17 protein-coding genes are annotated in these 18,792 nt (G+C 59.5%); 10 read left to right on the top strand and 7 right to left on the bottom strand.

Translation table 11 applies throughout. The features are described from left to right. The first annotated feature begins 153 nt into the window (after positions 1-153). The gene (katE, locus tag ACA060_RS00315; RefSeq protein ID WP_497314766.1) at positions 154-2,292 is read left to right on the top strand and encodes a catalase HPII; all 2,139 of its coding nucleotides are present in this window, start codon (positions 154-156) and stop codon (positions 2,290-2,292) included. A gap of 119 nt (positions 2,293-2,411) precedes the next feature. Here katE and ACA060_RS00310 read toward each other — a convergent pair whose 3' ends face one another. Genes ACA060_RS00310 through zur form a run of 4 tightly spaced genes read right to left on the bottom strand, consistent with a single transcriptional unit; the run spans position 2,412 to position 5,214 of the window. Beyond that, the gene (locus tag ACA060_RS00310) at positions 2,412-3,128 is read right to left on the bottom strand and encodes a PA5502 family lipoprotein (protein WP_497314764.1); all 717 of its coding nucleotides are present in this window, start codon (positions 3,126-3,128) and stop codon (positions 2,412-2,414) included. A gap of 37 nt (positions 3,129-3,165) precedes the next feature. Next, complete coding sequence (gene znuB, locus ACA060_RS00305) at positions 3,166-3,954, bottom strand: zinc ABC transporter permease subunit ZnuB (protein ID WP_017341765.1); 789 nt, start codon at positions 3,952-3,954, stop codon at positions 3,166-3,168. Next, positions 3,947-4,732 carry a zinc ABC transporter ATP-binding protein ZnuC gene (gene znuC, locus ACA060_RS00300; RefSeq protein WP_497314762.1) on the bottom strand — a complete coding sequence of 262 codons (786 nt, stop codon included), beginning with the start codon at positions 4,730-4,732 and terminating at the stop codon, positions 3,947-3,949. The genes znuB and znuC overlap by 8 nt, the downstream gene beginning before the upstream one ends. Beyond that, the gene (zur, locus tag ACA060_RS00295; RefSeq protein ID WP_497314760.1) at positions 4,732-5,214 is read right to left on the bottom strand and encodes a zinc uptake transcriptional repressor Zur; all 483 of its coding nucleotides are present in this window, start codon (positions 5,212-5,214) and stop codon (positions 4,732-4,734) included. The genes znuC and zur overlap by 1 nt, the downstream gene beginning before the upstream one ends. A 66-nt stretch (positions 5,215-5,280) precedes the next feature. Between zur and ACA060_RS00290 the strand changes: the two genes are divergently transcribed. Continuing rightward, entirely contained in the window at positions 5,281-6,201 is a 921-nt protein-coding gene (locus tag ACA060_RS00290) for a zinc ABC transporter substrate-binding protein (RefSeq protein WP_497314758.1), read from the top strand. A 46-nt stretch (positions 6,202-6,247) separates the two neighbouring features. Here the strand turns inward: ACA060_RS00290 and ACA060_RS00285 are convergent, their stop codons facing one another. After that, positions 6,248-7,198 (bottom strand): homoserine kinase, encoded by a 951-nt coding sequence (locus ACA060_RS00285; protein ID WP_497314756.1) that lies wholly within the window; start codon positions 7,196-7,198, stop codon positions 6,248-6,250. 58 nt (positions 7,199-7,256) lie between these two features. Further along, the gene (locus ACA060_RS00280) at positions 7,257-7,547 is read right to left on the bottom strand and encodes a DUF2782 domain-containing protein (protein WP_109627077.1); all 291 of its coding nucleotides are present in this window, start codon (positions 7,545-7,547) and stop codon (positions 7,257-7,259) included. A gap of 74 nt (positions 7,548-7,621) precedes the next feature. On the opposite strand from ACA060_RS00280, the gene polA reads away from it, so the two are divergent. Continuing rightward, positions 7,622-10,393: a DNA polymerase I gene (polA, locus tag ACA060_RS00275; protein ID WP_497314754.1), complete on the top strand. Its 2,772-nt coding sequence runs from the start codon at positions 7,622-7,624 to the stop codon at positions 10,391-10,393. 284 nt (positions 10,394-10,677) lie between these two features. Here polA and yihA read toward each other — a convergent pair whose 3' ends face one another. Then, positions 10,678-11,322 (bottom strand): ribosome biogenesis GTP-binding protein YihA/YsxC, encoded by a 645-nt coding sequence (gene yihA, locus ACA060_RS00270; protein WP_109627074.1) that lies wholly within the window; start codon positions 11,320-11,322, stop codon positions 10,678-10,680. A gap of 191 nt (positions 11,323-11,513) precedes the next feature. On the opposite strand from yihA, the gene ACA060_RS00265 reads away from it, so the two are divergent. From ACA060_RS00265 to ACA060_RS00235, 7 genes are all read left to right on the top strand, one after another. Further along, the gene (locus ACA060_RS00265) at positions 11,514-11,804 is read left to right on the top strand and encodes a c-type cytochrome (protein ID WP_017341757.1); all 291 of its coding nucleotides are present in this window, start codon (positions 11,514-11,516) and stop codon (positions 11,802-11,804) included. A 46-nt stretch (positions 11,805-11,850) separates the two neighbouring features. Continuing rightward, the gene (locus ACA060_RS00260) at positions 11,851-12,462 is read left to right on the top strand and encodes a c-type cytochrome (protein ID WP_497314751.1); all 612 of its coding nucleotides are present in this window, start codon (positions 11,851-11,853) and stop codon (positions 12,460-12,462) included. A 200-nt stretch (positions 12,463-12,662) separates the two neighbouring features. Further along, positions 12,663-13,304: a thiol:disulfide interchange protein DsbA gene (dsbA, locus tag ACA060_RS00255; RefSeq protein WP_497314749.1), complete on the top strand. Its 642-nt coding sequence runs from the start codon at positions 12,663-12,665 to the stop codon at positions 13,302-13,304. Between the two features lie 14 nt (positions 13,305-13,318). Further along, a complete protein-coding gene (locus tag ACA060_RS00250) occupies positions 13,319-14,194 on the top strand; it encodes an endonuclease/exonuclease/phosphatase family protein (RefSeq protein WP_109627069.1) in 876 nt (291 codons plus the stop codon). After that, positions 14,195-16,213 carry a GGDEF domain-containing protein gene (locus ACA060_RS00245; RefSeq protein WP_497314747.1) on the top strand — a complete coding sequence of 673 codons (2,019 nt, stop codon included), beginning with the start codon at positions 14,195-14,197 and terminating at the stop codon, positions 16,211-16,213. Positions 16,214-16,316: 103 nt separating this feature from the next. Then, positions 16,317-17,096, top strand: coding sequence for an N-acetylmuramoyl-L-alanine amidase (locus ACA060_RS00240; protein WP_497314745.1), 780 nt, complete (start codon positions 16,317-16,319; stop codon positions 17,094-17,096). A 75-nt stretch (positions 17,097-17,171) separates the two neighbouring features. Then, positions 17,172-18,785 carry an EAL domain-containing protein gene (locus tag ACA060_RS00235; protein ID WP_109627064.1) on the top strand — a complete coding sequence of 538 codons (1,614 nt, stop codon included), beginning with the start codon at positions 17,172-17,174 and terminating at the stop codon, positions 18,783-18,785. Positions 18,786-18,792 lie beyond the last annotated feature (7 nt).

Here is an 18,792-nt window from a genome sequence, read left to right as displayed (position 1 = left end):
CATTTGGCAATAACGCGATAGAAGGTTAGAAAAAAGGAACGGCTAAAAAGCTCGCCAGTCACTAATAAGGCAACTCGAAAACGCCCCCGGTGCCGTGCCTGGGGAATGCATATAAGTCCTGGCTACGGGATCGCAACGAGGAGTTTACGACTGATGAGCACTAAAAAGCCTGCCGCACCCAAAAGCGCACTGGCCGGGACCGATACCCTGGACCGCGGCAACACCAATACCAAGCTGGAAAGCCTGGAAAAATTCCGCTCCGACGCCACCGAGCAAGCCCTGCGCACCAATCAGGGCGTGAAGGTTTCGGACAACCAGAACACCTTGAAGGTGGGCGCTCGCGGGCCGTCGCTGCTGGAAGACTTCATCATGCGTGAAAAAATCACGCACTTTGACCATGAGCGAATCCCGGAGCGCATCGTTCACGCCCGCGGTACCGGCGCCCATGGATTCTTCCAGGCCTACGAGAATCATTCGGTACTGACCAAGGCCGGTTTCCTACAGGATCCGGGCAAGAAAACCCCGGTGTTCGTGCGATTTTCCACGGTACAGGGCCCGCGTGGGTCGGGCGATACCGTGCGGGACGTACGCGGTTTCGCTGTGAAGTTCTTCACCGACGAAGGCAACTTCGACCTGGTGGGCAACAACATGCCGGTGTTTTTCATTCAAGACGCGATCAAGTTCCCTGACTTTGTGCATGCGGTAAAACCGGAGCCACATAACGAAATCCCTACCGGCGGCTCGGCTCACGACACCTTTTGGGACTTCGTTTCGTTGGTGCCGGAATCCGCGCACATGGTGATCTGGGCCATGTCCGACCGGGCGATCCCGAAAAGCCTGCGCAGCATGCAAGGCTTCGGCGTGCACACCTTTCGCTTAATCAACGCCGAAGGTAAGTCGCGCTTCGTCAAATTCCATTGGCGCCCTACTGCCGGCACGTGCTCGCTGGTGTGGGATGAAGCGCAGAAGCTCGCTGGCAAAGATACCGACTTTCACCGTCGCGATCTTTGGGAGTCGATCGAGATGGGCGACTACCCGGAATGGGAGTTGGGCGTACAGGTCATCGAGGAAGAAAACGAACATAATTTCGACTTCGATATCCTCGACCCGACCAAACTGATCCCGGAAGAGCTGGTACCGATCACCCCGTTGGGCAAAATGACCCTCAACCGCAACCCCGACAACTTCTTCGCCGAAACCGAGCAGGTAGCGTTCTGCCCGGGCCATATCGTGCCGGGCATCGACTTCTCCAACGATCCTTTGCTGCAGGGTCGACTGTTTTCCTACACCGATACGCAGATCAGCCGACTGGGCGGGCCGAACTTTCACGAGATCCCGATCAACCGTCCCGTAGCACCGTTCCATAACGGCCAACGGGATGCGTTGCATCGCACCACCATCGACAAGGGGCGCGCGTCCTACGAACCGAATTCCATCGATGGCGGCTGGCCGAAAGAAACGCCGCCCGCTGCGCAGGACGGTGGATTCGAGAGCTACCCTGAGCGTATCGACGCCAACAAAATTCGCCAGCGCAGCGAGTCGTTCAGCGATCATTTCTCCCAGGCACGGCTGTTTTTCCACAGCATGAGCAAGCACGAGCAGGAACACATCATCTCAGCCTACAGCTTTGAGCTGGGCAAGGTTGAGCGTGAGTTCATCCGTGCGCGTCAGGTGAATGAGATCCTGGCCAATATCGACCTGGAACTGGCCAAACGCGTAGCGCAGAACCTCGGCTTGCCGGCGCCGAAGGCTGGCACCGTCGACGTGCGTAAAACTTCCCTGGACCGCTCGCCGGCATTGAGCCAGGCCAACCTGCTTCCGGCGGATATCAAAACCCGGAAAGTGGCGATTCTGGCGGCCAACGGAGTCGATGGTGCTGCGATTGATGCAATGAAGAAGGCGCTGAAGGCCGAGGGCGCGCACGCCAAGTTGCTCGGCCCGACTTCCGCGCCTGTGACCACCGCCGATGGCAAAACTCTGCCGGTGGACGCTTCGATGGAAGGCTTGCCTTCGGTGGCATTCGATGCGGTGTTTGTGCCCGGTGGCGCGGCATCGATCAAGGCGTTGAGCGGCGATGGCGTGGCGCTGCATTACCTGTTGGAGGCATACAAGCACTTGAAGGCGATTGCGCTGCATGGCGAGGCGAAGCAGTTGCTGGATGTGTTGAAGCTTGAGGTGGATGCGGGGTTGATCATCGGAGCAGATGCCAAGTTGATCAAACCGTTCTTTGCGGCGATCGGGCAGCATCGGGTTTGGGATCGGGAGCCGAAGGCCAAGGCGATTCCCGCTTAAAGCTTTGTATCGATAGGGAGGACGCCTTCGCGGGCAAGCCCGCTCCCACAGGATTTGTGTCGTTCGCTCGTTATGTGAACGACACAGGACCTGTGGGAGCGGGCTTGCCCGCGAAGCTTTTAGGGTTTGCGAGGACTCAAGACGATCTGCGCCGGAACATTGCGCAGGATCTGCTTCTGCAGATTCAGATCAAAATCCGAATCCAGCTTCTTCACCCGCTTGGTCAGCAATGTGGCCAACCAAGGGTAATCCTGCGTGCGTGGCGCCTGAATGCTCACGTCACATTGATAATTCACCACATCAGCGGCGATCGCATCCAGTTGACGGCGAAGCTTGGTCATATCGGTGAGGTTCAACGCAACCGTGGTGCTTTCGGCGGTTGGATCGATCACTTTCGCCTGCGGTTTGGCCTCGGCAGCCAAGAGCGCCGCTTCGGCCCTGTCCAGCTCGGCTTTGCGGGCATCGACGATAGCGTTGTTGAGCCCACCCGTCAGCGCCGGGGCCTTTGGCATCAACGCCCGAGCCCGGGCCAGCGCCGTGGCGGCCGCATTCACATCGCCCTTTTGCAGCACGATCTGGCTGCGGCGCAGATAGGCTTCGGCCAATTGCCGCTGATATTGCACAAGGGATGGATCGTCGGGCGACTGGGCCTGCAAGGTTGCCAATTGATCCTCGGCGGTGGCCAGCTCGCTGCTGGCCAGGTTTTGTTCCAGCTGCGCGATGGCCGTGGCCCGTGCATCGGTCGCCTCAGTGGTGGCCGATGGCGTGCTTTGGCAAGCGCCCAGTAGCAGCGAAAATGCGACAAGGAGCAGATAACGGGAGGCTGACAGCTTCATTCCTGCGACTCTCTATTTGCGCAAAAAACGAGCAAGTCTACACCCCTCGACGGGGCAGGACAAAACTCAGCAGAAACAGTGCGGCGGCCGTCACAACAATCGAGGGTCCCGCCGGGGTGTCCTTGAACCATGAAAGCGCCAGCCCGCCACAGACCGCGAGCATGCCCAGCAGGCTCGCGCCCAGCGCCATCTGCTCCGGCGAGCGGGCGTGACGTTGTGCCGCAGCCGCCGGAATGATCAACAGCGAAGTAATCAGCAACACACCGACGATTTTCATCGCCACAGCGATCACCACAGCGATCAGCAACATCAGGGTCAGGCGCAGTGCCGGCACGGGCAAACCTTCCACCCTGGCCAGTTCTTCATGCACCGTGATCGCCAGCAATGGCCGCCACAACGTCACCAGCAAGGCCAGAACGGCAGCGCTGCCGCCGAGGATCCAGGCCAGGTCGGTCGGGCTGATCGCCAGCAAGTCGCCGAACAGATACGCCATCAGGTCGATCCGTACTTCGTGCATGAAGCTTAGTACGACCAGGCCCAGAGAGAGCGTGCTCGGTGCGAGAATTCCCAAAAGCGTGTCGGACGCCAGCGGCTGACGCTGTTGCAAGGTCACCAGCAGTACTGCCAACAGCAAGCAGCCGACGGTGACGGCCACGGTCGGGCTGACATCCAGCAGAAAGCCCAACGCGACGCCAAGCAAGGCCGCGTGGGACAAGGTGTCGCCGAAATAAGCCATGCGCCGCCAGACCACAAACGAACCCAGCGGTCCTGCGACCAGTGCCAAAGCCAGACCTGCAAGCAGGGCGTAGAGCAGAAAATCAGCCATGCTTGCAGCTATCTCCATGGACATGGGGTTGGGCCGTCGGGGCCGCGCTGACCACCGAACCATGCAGGTCATGGGCGTGGTCGTGGTGGTGGTGATAAATCGCCAGGCTTTGTGCGTTCTTTCCGAACAGCTCGACGAAAGCCGGATCGCCGCTGACCTGTTCCGGGTGCCCGGAGCAGCAGACATGACGATTCAGGCAAACCACCTGGTCGGTGGTGCTCATGACCAGATGCAAATCGTGGGAAACCATCAATACGCCGCAGCCGTGACGGTCGCGCAGTCGCGTGATCAGACTGTAGAGCTCGGCCTGGCCGGCCACATCGACGCCTTGCACCGGTTCGTCGAGCACCAGCAGTTCCGGCTCGCGCAACAAGGCCCGAGCCAGCAGCACGCGCTGCATTTCGCCACCGGAAACACTTTGCACCGGGCTGTCGATCACCTGTTCGGCGCCGACTTCCTTGAGTGCCGCCAAGGCCCTGGCGCGGTCCACACCCGGAACCAGGCGCAAGAAGCGCAGCACTGAAAGCGGCAGCGTCGGATCGACGTGAAGTTTCTGCGGCATGTAGCCGACCCGCAGTTTCGGCTTGCGCCAGACGCTGCCGCTGTCCGGCTTCAACAGACCGAGCACGGCGCGCACCAGCGTGGTTTTGCCCGCGCCGTTCGGGCCGATCAGGGTGACGATCTGCCCCGGCTCGACACTCAGCTCGATGTTATCCAGCACGTTTTGCCCGGCAAAGGTGACGGCAACCTGCTCGAGGCGGATCAGCGCATTGCTCATCAAGCCCCCTGGCAACCCGAACAGATGCCGACCACTTCAACCGTCTGGCTTTCGACGACGAAACCGACTTCCTTGGCGCTGCTGATGATCGCGTCGCTGATGGACTTCTGTTCGAGTTCGATGGCGGCGTGGCATTCGCGGCAAATCAGGAACTGGCCCTGGTGGGCATGCTCCGGGTGATTACAGCCGACGAAGGCGTTCAGCGAGGAGATGCGGTGGACGAGGCCGTTTTCCAGCAGGAAATCCAGTGCGCGGTACACGGTTGGCGGCGCGGCGCGGCGGCCGTCCTGCTCGCTGAGTACCGCGAGAATGTCGTAGGCACCCAGCGGCTTGTGACTTTGCCACACCAGTTCCAGCACCCGCCGACGCAAGGCGGTCAGGCGCAGGCCTTGACGTGCGCACAAGGCATCGGCCTCCGACAGAGCGCTGTGCACGCAATGAGAGTGGTCGTGGGGACGGCTGGCAATCGGTGTTTTAGGCATGAGCGGCGACGAGTTTTGTGAGAGACGTTATTATGTTACCCGTTCTCGCCTCTTCGAGTGGTCATCGTGTCCCGACTTTTTTCTATCTTTGTCGCATTTGCCGCAAGTTTTCTGTTCATTGGCTCAGCTCAAGCCGACGTCAAAGTCCTTACCAGCATCAAGCCGCTTCAGCTGATAGCCGCTGCGGTGCAGGACGGCGTGGCGATTCCGGAAGTGCTGCTGCCACCGGGTGCTTCGCCGCATAACTATGCCTTGCGCCCTTCCGACGTACGGAAGGTGCAATCGGTGGACCTGGTTTACTGGATCGGTCCGGGCATGGAAGGTTTCCTGCCTCGCGTGCTGAACGGTCGTACGCTGCCGAGCGTCGCGATTCAGGATCTGCCGGGGCTGAAACTGCGCCGGTTTGCCGAAGACAGCCATTCTCACGCGGAAGAAGCCGATGAACATGATCACGATCATCGCCCGGGCAGTCTTGACGCGCATTTGTGGTTAACGCCGGTGAACGCCCGTGTAATTGCCAGCAAAATGGCTTCTGATCTGAGTGCCGCCGATCCAGCCAATGCGGCGCGTTATCAGAGCAATCTCAAAGCCTTTGATGAGCGCCTGGATGCATTGGATCTGCGCTTGAAAGCGCGATTGGCCGGCATCGCGGGCAAACCTTACTTCGTGTTCCACGAGGCTTTCGACTACTTCGAAGATGCCTACGGCCTGAAACACGCCGGCGTATTCAGCGTCGCCGCCGAAGTCCAGCCCGGTGCTCAACATGTCGCAGCGATGCGCACGCGCTTGCAGGAAGTCGGCAAGACCTGTGTGTTCAGTGAGCCGCCGTTGCGTCCACGCCTGGCGGAAACGCTGGTGGCGGGTTTGCCGGTGAAATTGGCGGAACTGGATGCGTTGGGCGGGTACACACCGGCGACTGCCCAGGGGTATGAGCAGGTGCTGGAGAAATTGGGAAATGATTTGGCGGGGTGTCTGGAGTCGTTGTAACCGACACAACACTTGTGGCGAGGGGGCTTGCCCCCCTCACCACAATTTAAAGGGCGAACGGTAGCGGAGTGTTGACCTTCTGCCGCTGCGCCAACCGCTGCTGGAATTCCATCGGATCGTGAATCAACACGTCCTGCCCGGCGAACGACTCCGCGGCGATCAACCGTGACAACCAGAATCGCACACACGCCACGCGCAGCATGGTCGGCCACAACTCGGCTTCGGCTGCCGTGAACGGCCGCAACGCCGCATAAGCCCCAAGCAACGCTCGTGCTCGCGGTCCGTCGATCAGTCCGTCGTCATCCGAACACCAGTCATTCAGGGCAATCGCCACGTCATAGAGCATCGGCCCCGAGCACGCGTTGTAGAAATCGATCAACCCGGTCAGGTGCGTGCCTTCGAACATCGCGTTGTCGCGGAACAGATCCGCGTGGATGTTGGCCCGTGGCAACGCCAGAATTTTTGTCTTCTGCTGCGTGATTTCGTCCAGTGCCCGTTGCAGCAGATCGCTTTGCTCGGCATTCAGGTGCGACAACAACTGCGTGCCCTCCTCCAGCATCCAGTCCAGGCCGCGATCAGTTTTGCGCTTGATCATATTGGCCTGGGTCGCCAGGTGCAGATGGCCCAGCAACTCGCCGACCTGGGCGCAATGCTGCGCGTTGGCTTCCTTGATGTGCTTGCCGGCCAGGCGTGGTTGCAACAGCGCCGGTTTGCCGGCCAGCTCACGTAAGGCAACGCCGTCGGTGGTGCGCAGCGCGTACGGCACTGGCAGGTCGGCGTCATGCAGCACGTCGAGCAGTTCGATGAAGAACGGCATCTCTTGAACCGGACCGCGCTCAACCAGTGTCAGGACAAATTCGCCCTGCTCCAGGCTGATGAAGAAATTGGTGTTTTCACTTCCGGCGGCAATCCCCTGGAAATCAAGCAGGCGGCCGAGCCCGTATGGGGCGAGAAAGGTTTCCAGCTCGGGCCGAGCCAGCGGGGTGAACACAGACATGTTTGAACTGCCAGTACGGGCGCCGCTGCTTGAGCCAGCGCCGATTGAAATTAAGAAACTACTTCCACTCAAAGATCTTCCACGACGGAATCAGCATATCCGGCTGATCCGAGCGGATGAAGTTTGCATCGGTCCCGTCCGCGCGCACCAGAAAATAAGGCGGTGCGCCTTTCGGTGTGACCTTGATCGCATACAGGAAACCGTTTTGGCGGTATTCCTGGATGGTTTTATCGCCTTCCGTGCGAATCGTGACTTCCGGCTCCGGTGTCGGCGCATCATCCGCCGCCATGACGGACAGTGGAACGGTTGCAAACAAGCCAGCCAGCAACAGGCGATTTAGTGTGCGCATGATAACCTTGTCCCTTTGTCGTCAACGGTCCCGCTATTCTAGCGCCGGACCCGCCGAAAAGGTTGATCCTGCTCATGAGCCAAGCCCCCCTCGTCCTGGTGGACGGTTCTTCTTACCTGTACCGCGCCTTTCACGCCCTGCCGCCGCTGACCACTTCCAAGGGTCTGCCGACCGGAGCGGTCAAAGGCGTGCTGAACATGCTCAAGAGTCTGCGCAAGCAGTACCCGGACAGTCCGTTCGCCGTGGTGTTCGACGCCAAGGGTGGGACTTTTCGCGATGACATGTACGCCGAATACAAGGCCAACCGTCCGAGCATGCCGGATGACATGCGCGTGCAGATCGAACCCCTGCACCAGAGCGTGATCGCCCTCGGCTTCCCGCTGCTGTGCGTCGAAGGCGTCGAGGCCGATGACGTGATCGGCACTTTGGCCCGCAGCAGCGCCGCGGCTGACCGCCCGGTGGTGATCTCCACCGGCGACAAAGACATGGCGCAACTGGTCGACGGCCACATTACCTTGGTCAATACCATGACCGGTAGCGCGCTGGACGTGGACGGCGTGAAGGAGAAATTCGGCGTCGCTCCCGAGCAGATCATCGATTACCTGGCACTGATGGGCGATTCTTCCGACAACATTCCGGGCGTTCCGGGTATTGGTCCGAAGACCGCTTCCGGTCTGCTGGTCGGCGTGAACGGTGGCCTGACCGAGCTGTATGCACAGCTCGACATCGTCCCGACCTTGCCGATTCGTGGCGCCAAGACCCTGCCGGCCAAGCTCGAAGAGCACAAGGAGATGGCGTTCCTCTCCTATCAGTTGGCGACCATCAAGATCGACGTGCCGCTGGACATCGGGCTCGACGACCTGCAAATGGGCCGGCCGGATCACGACAAACTCGCCGAGCTCTACACCCTGCTGGAATTCAAGAGCTGGTTCGACGAGAACCAGCGCGATGCCAAGCGTTCCGGCCAGGAAGTCACAGCGCCGGTGGCTGAAGAAGCCGCTGTCGAGACCGAACTCAAGTACACCACGATCCTGACCCAGGCCGATTTCGACCTGTGGCTGAAGAAGCTCAACGACGCCAAGCTGATTGCCTTCGATACCGAGACGACCGGTATCGACGCGCAGCAGGCGCAATTGGTCGGTCTGTCGTTTGCTGTACAAGCCAACGAAGCGGCCTACATCCCGCTGACCCATTCCTACATGGGCGTGCCGGATCAGCTCGATCGCGACACCGTGCTGCGCGCGCTGAAACCGATTCTGGAAGACCCGAACAAACTCAAGGTCGGCCAGCACGCCAAATTCGACATGAACATCCTGGCCAACTGCGCCATCGGTGGCGACCAAAGCTGCGGCATCACCGTGCAAGGCATCGCGTTCGACACCATGCTCGAATCCTACGTGCTGGATTCCACCGCGACCCGCCACGACATGGACAGCCTGGCGCTCAAGTACCTGAATCACACCACCACCAGCTTCCAGGACATCGCCGGCAAGGGCGCCAAGCAGCTGACCTTTGACCAGATCTCGCTGGAACTGGCCGGGCCTTACGCCGCCGAAGACGCCGACGTAACGCTGCGCCTGCACCAAACCTTGCAAGAAAAGCTCAATGCCATCCCGAGCCTGAGCAAAGTCCTGAGCGAAATCGAAATGCCGCTGGTGCCGGTACTCGCCCGCATCGAACGCCAGGGCGCGTTGGTCGATGCCAACTTGCTGGGCATTCAAAGCGTTGAGCTGGGCGACAAAATGGTCGCGCTGGAGCGTGAGGCATTCGCGATCGCCGGTGAGGAATTCAACCTCGGCTCGCCGAAGCAATTGGGCGTGATCCTGTACGAAAAACTCGGTCTGCCGATCCTCAGCAAAACCGCCAAGGGCCAGGCGTCCACCGCCGAAGCCGTCCTCGCGGAACTGGCCGAGCAGGATTACCCGCTGCCCAAGGTGCTGATGCAGTACCGCTCGATGAGCAAGCTGAAAAGCACTTACACCGATCGCCTGCCGGAGCAGATCAACCCGCGTACCGGGCGGATTCACACGTCTTATCATCAGGCGGTCGCGGCGACCGGGCGTTTGTCGTCCAGCGATCCGAACTTGCAGAACATTCCGATCCGCACTGCCGAAGGGCGTCGGATTCGTCAGGCGTTCGTCGCGCCTAAAGGCTACAAACTGCTGGCCGCGGACTATTCGCAAATCGAACTGCGGATCATGGCGCACCTGGCCAAGGATGAAGGGTTGCTGCACGCATTCCGCAATGACCTGGACGTGCACAAAGCCACCGCCGCCGAAGTGTTCGGCGTGGAACTGGCCGACGTCACCACCGATCAGCGGCGCAGCGCCAAGGCGATCAACTTCGGTTTGATCTACGGCATGAGCGCGTTTGGGCTGGCCAAGCAGATCGGCGTTGATCGCAAGCAATCCCAGGCTTACATCGATCGTTATTTCGCCCGCTACCCGGGTGTTCTGGAATACATGGAACGCACCCGCACCCAGGCGGCCGAGCAAGGTTTTGTCGAGACGATCTTCGGACGTCGCCTGTACCTGCCGGAAATCAACGCGAAAAACCCGGCGCTGCGCAAAGGTGCCGAACGCACGGCGATCAACGCGCCGATGCAAGGCACGGCGGCAGACATCATCAAGAAAGCCATGGTGGCGGTGGATAACTGGCTGACTTCCTCGGGCCTCGACGCAAAAGTCATCCTGCAGGTGCACGATGAATTGGTGCTTGAGGTACGTGAAGACCTGGTCGATCAGGTCCGCGATGAAATTCGCGCACACATGAGCGACGCCGTGAAACTGGATGTGCCGCTGCTGGTCGAGGTTGGCGTAGGAAACAATTGGGATGAGGCTCACTGAGCCGTCTGAAAAGGCGATTTCTGCTGCGGCATAACGCCGCAGGAGAAGGCTGAAGGGCCCTTATCTCGGAAAGAAATCAAACTTATTTCGAATGGTTTCTGAAACTCCGGAACTAAACCTGTGAACTGCCACTCAGAGTTACTGAATGGCTGGTGAAGCCCTTCGATGCTCCTATGTTGTGTTAAGTGTTGGCAGATATCTGGACCCCGCCCTAGCGGTCCGGAACTTGAACCCCGGAACTTCCCCCTCCCCATAAGAAGTCCGGGGTTTTTTTTGCCTGCGATTTATTGCTGGGCAACCTCGGAGCCCTTGTCCGCCAGTTCCATCCAGCCTGCCAGTACAGTGTAGGCGTCTTCCAGGCCCATGCGTTTTGGCGCCGAGAACAACTGGATGCTGATCGCATCGCCCCATCCTTTGCGGATGTCAGTCTGAACCTTGAGCAGGACGTTTTTCGCCGCGCCGTAGGTCAGCTTGTCGGCTTTGGTCAGCAAAATGTGCATTGGCATGCCGCTGGCGACAGCCCAATCGAGCATCAACAGATCGAAATCGGTCATTGGATGACGGATGTCCATCATCAAAATCAGACCTTTCAGGCTCTCGCGACCACCCAGATAAGCTTCCAGGTGACGCTGCCAGTGCAGCTTCAACGGGATAGGTACTTTCGCGTAACCGTAACCCGGGAGGTCGACCAGACGACGATCATCGTCTAGCTTGAAGAAGTTCAAGAGCTGCGTGCGACCCGGAGTTTTCGAGGTCCGCGCCAGGCTGGCGTGCGTCAAAGTGTTCAGCGCACTGGATTTACCGGCGTTGGAACGCCCGGCAAAAGCCACTTCAAAGCCTTCGTCGTCGGGGCATTGGTCGACTTTGGCAGCGCTGAGCATGAAGGTGGACTGTTGGCACAGGCCGAGGATGGGGTTCTTGAGTTGCATGGGATTTCCGATGTGGGCGGCGCCGGGAATGGACGCGGCAAGCGGTGTCGTTTCCGTTTCAGTGACGCCAGTATATAATGCCGCAGATTTTGTGTGCGCTTTGTCCCAGCGTAGGATGAAGTTCACGAGAGCGATTGACCTTGATTGCGCATTAGAACGCAGAACGCTCTCAACCCTGAAAAGGTCGTTTTATGACGAAATGGCTGCTAGCTGCCGGTGTCTTGATGCCGCTTTACAGCGCTCAGGCTACACAGGATCCGGAAGCTGTGTACAACCGTGTTTGTGGTGCCTGTCATTCCGGCCAACTACCCATGGCGCCCAGAAAGGGCGATCAGGAAGCTTGGACGCCGAGGTTGGCGAAAGGTATGGAGACGCTGGTGCAACACGTGACCCAGGGTTTCAAGGCGATGCCGCCGCGTGGTTTGTGCATGGACTGCAGTGCCGAGGATTACCAGGCCATCATCCAGTGGATGAGCGAGTAATCCCGGTCCATAACTCTTTAACCCTTAGCCGTAGTTGGATTAGCTGATGAACAAATTGATCGTGAGTCTGCTGTTGACCGTGGGGATCTCCGGCGTAGCCCATGCTGCAGGTGATGCAACAGCTGGTCAGGCGAAAGCCGCAGTATGTGGCGCCTGTCATGGCCCGGATGGCAACAGCATGGCGCCTAACTTTCCGAAACTGGCAGGCCAGGGCGAGCGTTATCTGAACAAGCAGCTGCACGACATCAAGTCCGGCAAACGCACAGTTCTGGAAATGACCGGCCTGCTGACCAACCTGAGCGATCAGGACCTGGCTGATATCTCTGCCTACTTCGCCAGCCAGAAAGGCAGCGTTGGCGCCGCCGACCCGAAAGTCGTGGCTCGCGGTGAAGCATTGTTCCGTGGCGGCGACCTGGCCAAGGGCCTGCCAGCCTGCACCGGTTGCCACTCTCCGGACGGCAAGGGCAATGCGGCTGCCGGCTTCCCGCACCTGGGTGGTCAGCATGCTCAGTATGTTGCCAAGCAACTGACCGACTTCCGCAAGGAAGAAGGCGGTCGTGCCAACGACGGCGACACCAAACCGATGCAGAGCATTGCCAAAAAGCTGAGCGACGAAGATATCGCCGCGGTCTCCAGCTACATTCAAGGCCTGCACTAAGACCGGCAAATGGGGCGTCGCGCGGGACGTACATCTCCTGCAACGTTAACGCTCTATTAATCCGTCGCAGCAAGTATAAAAAGGGTGGCTCAGGCCGCCCTTTTTTGTGGCCGCTGCCGTTACACTACAGAACTCAAGCCCGCCAGGACCTGTCTGAAAACAGGTCGCGCGAGGCGACCAAAATTGTCCAGGAGTAAAGCATGCGTAATCTGATCATCAGCGCCGCACTCGTCGCTGCCAGCCTGTTCGGCATGACTGCCCAAGCCGCCGAAGCACCCGCCGCCCCTTATGTCGAACTGAGCAATCCGGTTCCGGTCGCCGTGCCTGGCAAGATCGAAGTCGTGGAGCTGTTCTGGTACGGCTGCCCGCATTGCTACGCGTTTGAGCCGGTGATCAACCCTTGGGTCGAGAAGCTGCCTTCCGACGTGAACTTCGTCCGCATCCCTGCCATGTTCGGCGGCCCATGGGATGCACACGGCCAGATGTTCCTGACCCTTGAAGCCATGGGCGTCGAGAACAAGGTTCACGCTGCAGTGTTCAACGCAATCCAGAAAGAACACAAGAAGCTGGTCGACAAGAATGAAATGGCTGACTTCCTGGCGACTCAAGGCGTAGACAAGGACAAGTTCCTGGCGACCTTCGATTCCTTCGCCATCAAAGGCCAGATCAACAAGGCTCGCGAGCTGGCCAAGAAGTATGAAATCACCGGCGTTCCAACCATGATCGTCAACGGCAAGTATCGCTTTGACGTGGGTTCCGCCGGCGGTGCCGAACAAGCACTGCAACTGGCCGATAAGCTGGTCGACAAAGAGCGAGCGGCTAACAAGGCTGCCGCCAACTAAGCGCGGCGACTGCCATGCGCCGCTGGGGTACTGAACGCGTCGTTGGCCTGCATGATCCGCGGGTCAACGAGCATCATCTGGAATCGACGGGCTTGCCCGCAGACAGCCGTCTGCGTCTGCTCAGCTTCAACATCCAGGTCGGCATCAGTACCGAGCGCTATCGGCACTACCTGACCCGAGGCTGGCAGCATGTGCTGCCGCACACCGGGCGCGCCGACAATCTGCAAAAGATCGGCAATCTGCTGGGCGACTTCGATCTGGTCGCCTTGCAGGAAGCCGATGGCGGCAGCCTGCGATCAGGCTACGTCAATCAGGTGGAACACCTGGCGCAACTCGGCGCCTTCCCCTACTGGTATCAACAACTCAATCGCAACCTCGGTCGCCTCGGCCAGCACAGCAATGGCGTGCTCAGCCGCCTGCGCCCGTGGGCGATTGAAGACCATCCGCTGCCAGGGCCCAAGGGTCGTGGGGCGATTCTGGTGCGCTTCGGCGAAGGACCGGAGGCGCTGGTAGTCGTGATGATGCATCTGGCGCTGGGCGCTCGGGCCCGCAGCATGCAACTGGCTTACATCCGCGAGCTGATCGGCGGTTACAAACACCAGGTGCTGATGGGCGACATGAATACCCATGCCAGTGATTTGCTGCAAAACTCCCCGTTGCGTGACCTCGGCCTGCTCGCGCCGCAACTGGAAGCGACCTTCCCCAGCTGGCGCCCGCAGCGCTGCCTGGACCATATTCTGCTCAGCCCCACGCTGACCCTTGAAAAGGTCGAGGTGCTGGCACAACCGATTTCAGATCACCTGCCCGTCGCGGTAGAGATTCGTCTGCCGGGTTCGCTCACGGCCGATGCATTCCCCGCGTTGAGTCCTGCCCCTTCGCGGATCCCTTGAATGAGCGACGAAACACAGCGCTGGAAAGAGAAATACCTCAAAAGCATCGAACAACAGGAAAAGCTCGAACGCCGATGGGATGCCCGGCTCGACTTGCTGCGCCGTGGGCTGGTGCGCAGCACCCTGGCCGCAGAAGGCACCGATCGCGCCGTTGACCTGTGCATGAAGGAAATGCGCGAAGTCGTGCGCACCGATGACATGGACGCCGGTCTGGCTGCCCTGCTTCCGCGACTGGAAAAAGCCGTACTCGATTCGGAGCAGCGCCGGGAAACCCGGGTCAATCAAACCAGCGCCGCACTAAATGCGCTGGTGACTCAATTGCAAACACTGCCCCTGCCTCGCGAAGTCAGTCGTCCGTTGAAGAACTTCGCCAAACAACTGGACAGCCGAGTCAGTCAGGCCCGCGAAATTCCGTTGCTGCTCAGCGAGCTGAGCGGCCTGCAAGGCGAAGCCTTGCGTCAACTGGATACCCCGGCAGAACCTGATCGCCCCGGTTTTCTGCAGCGACTGTTCGGTAACCGGGAAGCAGATGAGGCCGCGCCGCAGATCGCCGCCCCTGCGGTACAAGCAGCGCCCCAGCAAACTGTCGAACCGATGGCCGAGGCCCCGCCTGTAGCGGTTGATCTCGCACCTAAGGTCGAGCTCCCGCCAGTCGTACAGTCAAAGGCAATCGACGTAGAACCCGTCACTACAACCCCCGAATCACTGGAAATACACGCCACGGAATCCGCTCCTGTAGTGGTGGCGTTTGTCCCGCCTGTGCTTCAGCCAGTGACTCCATCTGCGCAAACAGTTGAGCCTCAGACACAGCCAGACATCGTACAACTGGCAGAACCAGCACTTGCGGACATTACGCCAGCCGAGCCGGTGCAACAGGCAATCAATCCGGATGAACTGATCCCGGTGGCCGTTGAAGCGGAGCACCTCGAACCAGAGGACGTTCTCTACGGCCTGCCCGATTCACCCGAGCCTTCCTATAGCTCCGTCGCCAAGCACATCGAAGACACACTCCTGGGCCTGCTCGACGACCTGACGCTGCCCGAACGCCATCGACCGCAAGCCGAAGCGATGCGTGATCGCCTGCAAAACGGCTTGAACTGGTACGAATTGATTCCGATCCTCGACGATCTGGCGACGTTGATGCTGGCGATCACCGACAGCGGTCAGCACGAGTTCGAAGCTTACCTCCAGCAACTCAACGAACGTCTCGAATCGTTCCAGAGCAACTTGCAAGCGGCCAGTGACGGCCATGCCGACAACCGCTCTGCGGCGCGCGACATGGATACGCAGATTCGCGAGCAAGTCGATGGCCTGCAGAGCAGCATGCAGGAAGCTGCGGACCTGGACGACCTCAAGCACGTCCTGGAGAACCATCTCGAAGGCCTGCTCGGCACCATGGATCAACACCAGAAGCAGCGCGACGAACGTGAGCAGGAAGTCGCGGCTCGCCTGCAAAGCCTGGCCGAGCGTGTGGCTCACATGGAACAGGAAGCGCTGGGCTACCGTGAACACCTTGAAGAACAACGGCAGAAAGCCCTGATCGATCCATTGACCGGTCTGCCGAATCGAGCAGCCTGGAGTGAACGGCTGGAGCACGAAGTCCGCCACTGGCAGCAACACGGCAACTCCTTGTTGCTGGCAATGCTCGACCTCGACCATTTCAAACGCATCAACGATAACTACGGCCACCTGGCGGGTGACAAGGTGCTGAAGATTATTGCCAGCGTGTTGCGAAAACGCCTGCGCGGGACGGATTTCATTGCGCGGTTCGGGGGCGAAGAATTTGTCTTGCTGATGCCCGACACGTCACCGGCAAATGGCGCAAAACTGCTGGAAACCTTGCGCGCATCGATTGAAGCCTGCCCCTTCCACTTCAAGGGCGAGCGGGTGACCATCACCATTTCCATGGGTTTTAGCGCCTTCAAATCCGGCGAACACAGCGACCTGGTGCTTAAAAGAGCCGATCAGGCGCTATACCGGGCAAAAAATGCCGGCCGCAACCGAGCCGAAGCTGGTTGACAGCCAATTGTTCCATTTTATTTAAAACAGCGCTTTTGCCCTCTGCGCGCAACTCAGTACGTTACACTGTTGCATTACTGACTTGCGTGTATTGCCTCCTGCCATGAAATGTCTTGCTCTCATTGTGTCGCTGCTCCTGTTGGCCGGTTGTGCCAGCGGCCCGCGGATCGACACCAGCCACCCTTCCGTCAATCACGACAGCCGTATTCAGTTCGTGGTGGTGCATTACACCTCTGCTTCGCTCGAGCGCTCGCTGCAACTGCTCACCCACGGCGAAGTCAGCAGTCACTACCTGATCGGCGACGACAAAGGCGCCACCATCTTTAAGCTGATGGATGAAAACCTTCGGTCGTGGCACGCAGGCGAAAGCGAATGGCAAGGCCGGACCTGGCTGAACTCCAGCTCTATCGGCATCGAGATCGTCAATCCCGGCTTCAAAGACACACCGACGGGCCGCCTCTGGTACCCGTACAGTGAAGACCAGGTTCAGTCGTTGATCTTCCTGCTCAAGGACATCAGCAAGCGTTACAACATCCACCCGCGTTCCATCATCGGCCATAGCGACATCGCGCCGCTGCGCAAGCTCGATCCCGGCCCGCTGTTTCCCTGGAAGCGCCTGGCCGCCGAAGGCATAGGCGTCTGGCCAAACGAGCAGGCCGTCGCACGCCAACAAGCCCAGTTCGCAGCAGAACTGCCGAGCATCAGTTGGTATCAGGGACAGCTGGCCCGACTGGGTTATGCCACGCCACAAACGGGTGAGCTTGATGTCGCCACGCGCCATGTACTGGCGGCCTTTCAAATGCATTTCCGCCCCGCCCGATTTGATGGCACTCCCGACGCTCAGACGGCGGCGATCCTGCAAGTATTGAATCAGACAAAATAATGACGCCCGCCCGACGGTAAGGGCTTTTTCTCAATCAGCAGCTATAACTCATTGGTAATTCTTCGGATATCCACAATGACTGTAGCTCGAGAGACGCTTCGTAGCTGGTTCTATCGCCCCTGGTTTTTGGCGATGCTGGCTGCTGCGTTGAGCGCAACGTTATTGATGGCCGCCAGCCTGTTTTTAGCGATGCATCAGGTAGAGCAGCGGGAAAGCCAGGAAATGAATGCCCAGGGCGAGCGTTTCCTCGCCCGGCTGGAGCAGCTGTTCGGGCAGCTACGTGAAAGCCTCGACGATCTGGAAGCCCAACCCCTGCGTGGCTGCGATGATGAAATGATCGCAACCTTGCAGCAGGTCAGCTTCAACTATCGCTTCGTTTACGAAGCCGCCTACATGGATGCCTCGCGGATCTGCTCGAATCGCCCTCGCCAAGTGGGGCTGTCGCTGAGTCGACCGCCGGACATCAAGGGGCCCACCTACAGCTACTGGCTGAACACCACCACTGAACCCGATGAAAACCGCGCGGCGTTGATGCTTGGACGCGGCAACTTTCGGGTCGCCACCTCTCGTGGCCATTTGACCGACATGGTCGATCTGTCCCCGGGAAGTAGCCTGCTGGTGGTGCTCTCCCATGGCACCCGTGCGATTCCTGTCCTCGGTGCCGCACAGGTCTGGCCCCCCGCCGAATCCTGGCCCCTGACAAACCGCGATGCGCTGCAAGTGACACAAACCCGCTTGATTTACCGCATGCCCACCAACAACCCCGAATACCAATTAGTGCTGATCACCCCACGCACGAACATGCATGTGCCAGCCGTGTGGTGGTGGCTGCTGCCGGCCAGTCTAGCGCTGGGTATCCTGGTCGGTTTCATGGTGTTTCTGCTGGTGCGCCAGCGTCAGTCACTGGACGCGGAACTGAACGGCGCCATTCGACGCGGCGAATTGCAGGTGTTGTATCAGCCGATCTTCGATCTCGACAGCCGCAACTGTGTCGGGGCCGAAGCCTTGCTGCGTTGGCGAAGACCGGACGGCACCCTGACCAGCCCCGACCTGTTTATCCCGATGGCCGAAAACACCGGCCAGATCCGCCAGATGACCGACTTCGTATTGCAGCGACTCCTCGAACAACTTGGGCAACTGCTACGCGCCAATCCGCAGTTGTACATCTCCGTCAACCTTGCAGCTTGCGATGTCATGGTGCCGCGTATCGGCCAGGTGATGGCGCGCCTGCTGACCTTGCACCGGGTCGCGGCGAAGCAGATTGCCTTTGAGGTGACTGAGCGAGGCTTGATCGATGTGGTGGTGGCCAGGGAAAACCTGCAAGCCTTGCGCGATGTCGGACATCAGGTGCTGATCGATGATTTCGGCACGGGCTATTGCAGCCTCGCCTACCTGCAAACCCTGCCGGTGGACTGCCTGAAAATCGACAAGGCGTTCATAGATGCCCTGGGCCATGATGCCGCCAGCAGCGGCGTGGCACCGCACATCATTCACATGGCCCAGGCCCTGCAACTCAGGGTGATTGCCGAGGGCATCGAACATGAAGCGCAAGCGGCCTTTCTGAGCAGCGAAGGGGTGAAGTACGGTCAGGGCTGGCTGTTCGCCCATGCCCTGAGCGCCGTGCAATTCATCGAACTGATTACCCGTGGTCGCCGGCGGAACAATCGACGCCTGGATGATGAAGCCTGAAAAGACT

It is taken from the genome of Pseudomonas sp. LBUM1671, assembly GCF_059695685.1.
Note: the sequence above shows the minus strand (reverse complement) of the source record. Positions and strands in the feature narration are given on the sequence as shown.

What these genes read in the sequence shown, in the direction of transcription:
- katE (WP_497314766.1), top strand. Translation starts at nt 154, where the DNA reads ATGAGCACTAAAAAGCCTGCCGCACCCAAAAGCGCACTGGCCGGGACC.
- ACA060_RS00310 (WP_497314764.1), bottom strand. Translation starts at nt 3,128, where the DNA reads ATGAAGCTGTCAGCCTCCCGTTATCTGCTCCTTGTCGCATTTTCGCTG.
- znuB (WP_017341765.1), bottom strand. Translation starts at nt 3,954, where the DNA reads ATGGCTGATTTTCTGCTCTACGCCCTGCTTGCAGGTCTGGCTTTGGCA.
- znuC (WP_497314762.1), bottom strand. Translation starts at nt 4,732, where the DNA reads ATGAGCAATGCGCTGATCCGCCTCGAGCAGGTTGCCGTCACCTTTGCC.
- zur (WP_497314760.1), bottom strand. Translation starts at nt 5,214, where the DNA reads ATGCCTAAAACACCGATTGCCAGCCGTCCCCACGACCACTCTCATTGC.
- ACA060_RS00285 (WP_497314756.1), bottom strand. Translation starts at nt 7,198, where the DNA reads ATGTCTGTGTTCACCCCGCTGGCTCGGCCCGAGCTGGAAACCTTTCTC.
- ACA060_RS00280 (WP_109627077.1), bottom strand. Translation starts at nt 7,547, where the DNA reads ATGCGCACACTAAATCGCCTGTTGCTGGCTGGCTTGTTTGCAACCGTT.
- polA (WP_497314754.1), top strand. Translation starts at nt 7,622, where the DNA reads ATGAGCCAAGCCCCCCTCGTCCTGGTGGACGGTTCTTCTTACCTGTAC.
- yihA (WP_109627074.1), bottom strand. Translation starts at nt 11,322, where the DNA reads ATGCAACTCAAGAACCCCATCCTCGGCCTGTGCCAACAGTCCACCTTC.
- ACA060_RS00265 (WP_017341757.1), top strand. Translation starts at nt 11,514, where the DNA reads ATGACGAAATGGCTGCTAGCTGCCGGTGTCTTGATGCCGCTTTACAGC.
- ACA060_RS00260 (WP_497314751.1), top strand. Translation starts at nt 11,851, where the DNA reads ATGAACAAATTGATCGTGAGTCTGCTGTTGACCGTGGGGATCTCCGGC.
- dsbA (WP_497314749.1), top strand. Translation starts at nt 12,663, where the DNA reads ATGCGTAATCTGATCATCAGCGCCGCACTCGTCGCTGCCAGCCTGTTC.
- ACA060_RS00250 (WP_109627069.1), top strand. Translation starts at nt 13,319, where the DNA reads ATGCGCCGCTGGGGTACTGAACGCGTCGTTGGCCTGCATGATCCGCGG.
- ACA060_RS00245 (WP_497314747.1), top strand. Translation starts at nt 14,195, where the DNA reads ATGAGCGACGAAACACAGCGCTGGAAAGAGAAATACCTCAAAAGCATC.
- ACA060_RS00240 (WP_497314745.1), top strand. Translation starts at nt 16,317, where the DNA reads ATGAAATGTCTTGCTCTCATTGTGTCGCTGCTCCTGTTGGCCGGTTGT.
- ACA060_RS00235 (WP_109627064.1), top strand. Translation starts at nt 17,172, where the DNA reads ATGACTGTAGCTCGAGAGACGCTTCGTAGCTGGTTCTATCGCCCCTGG.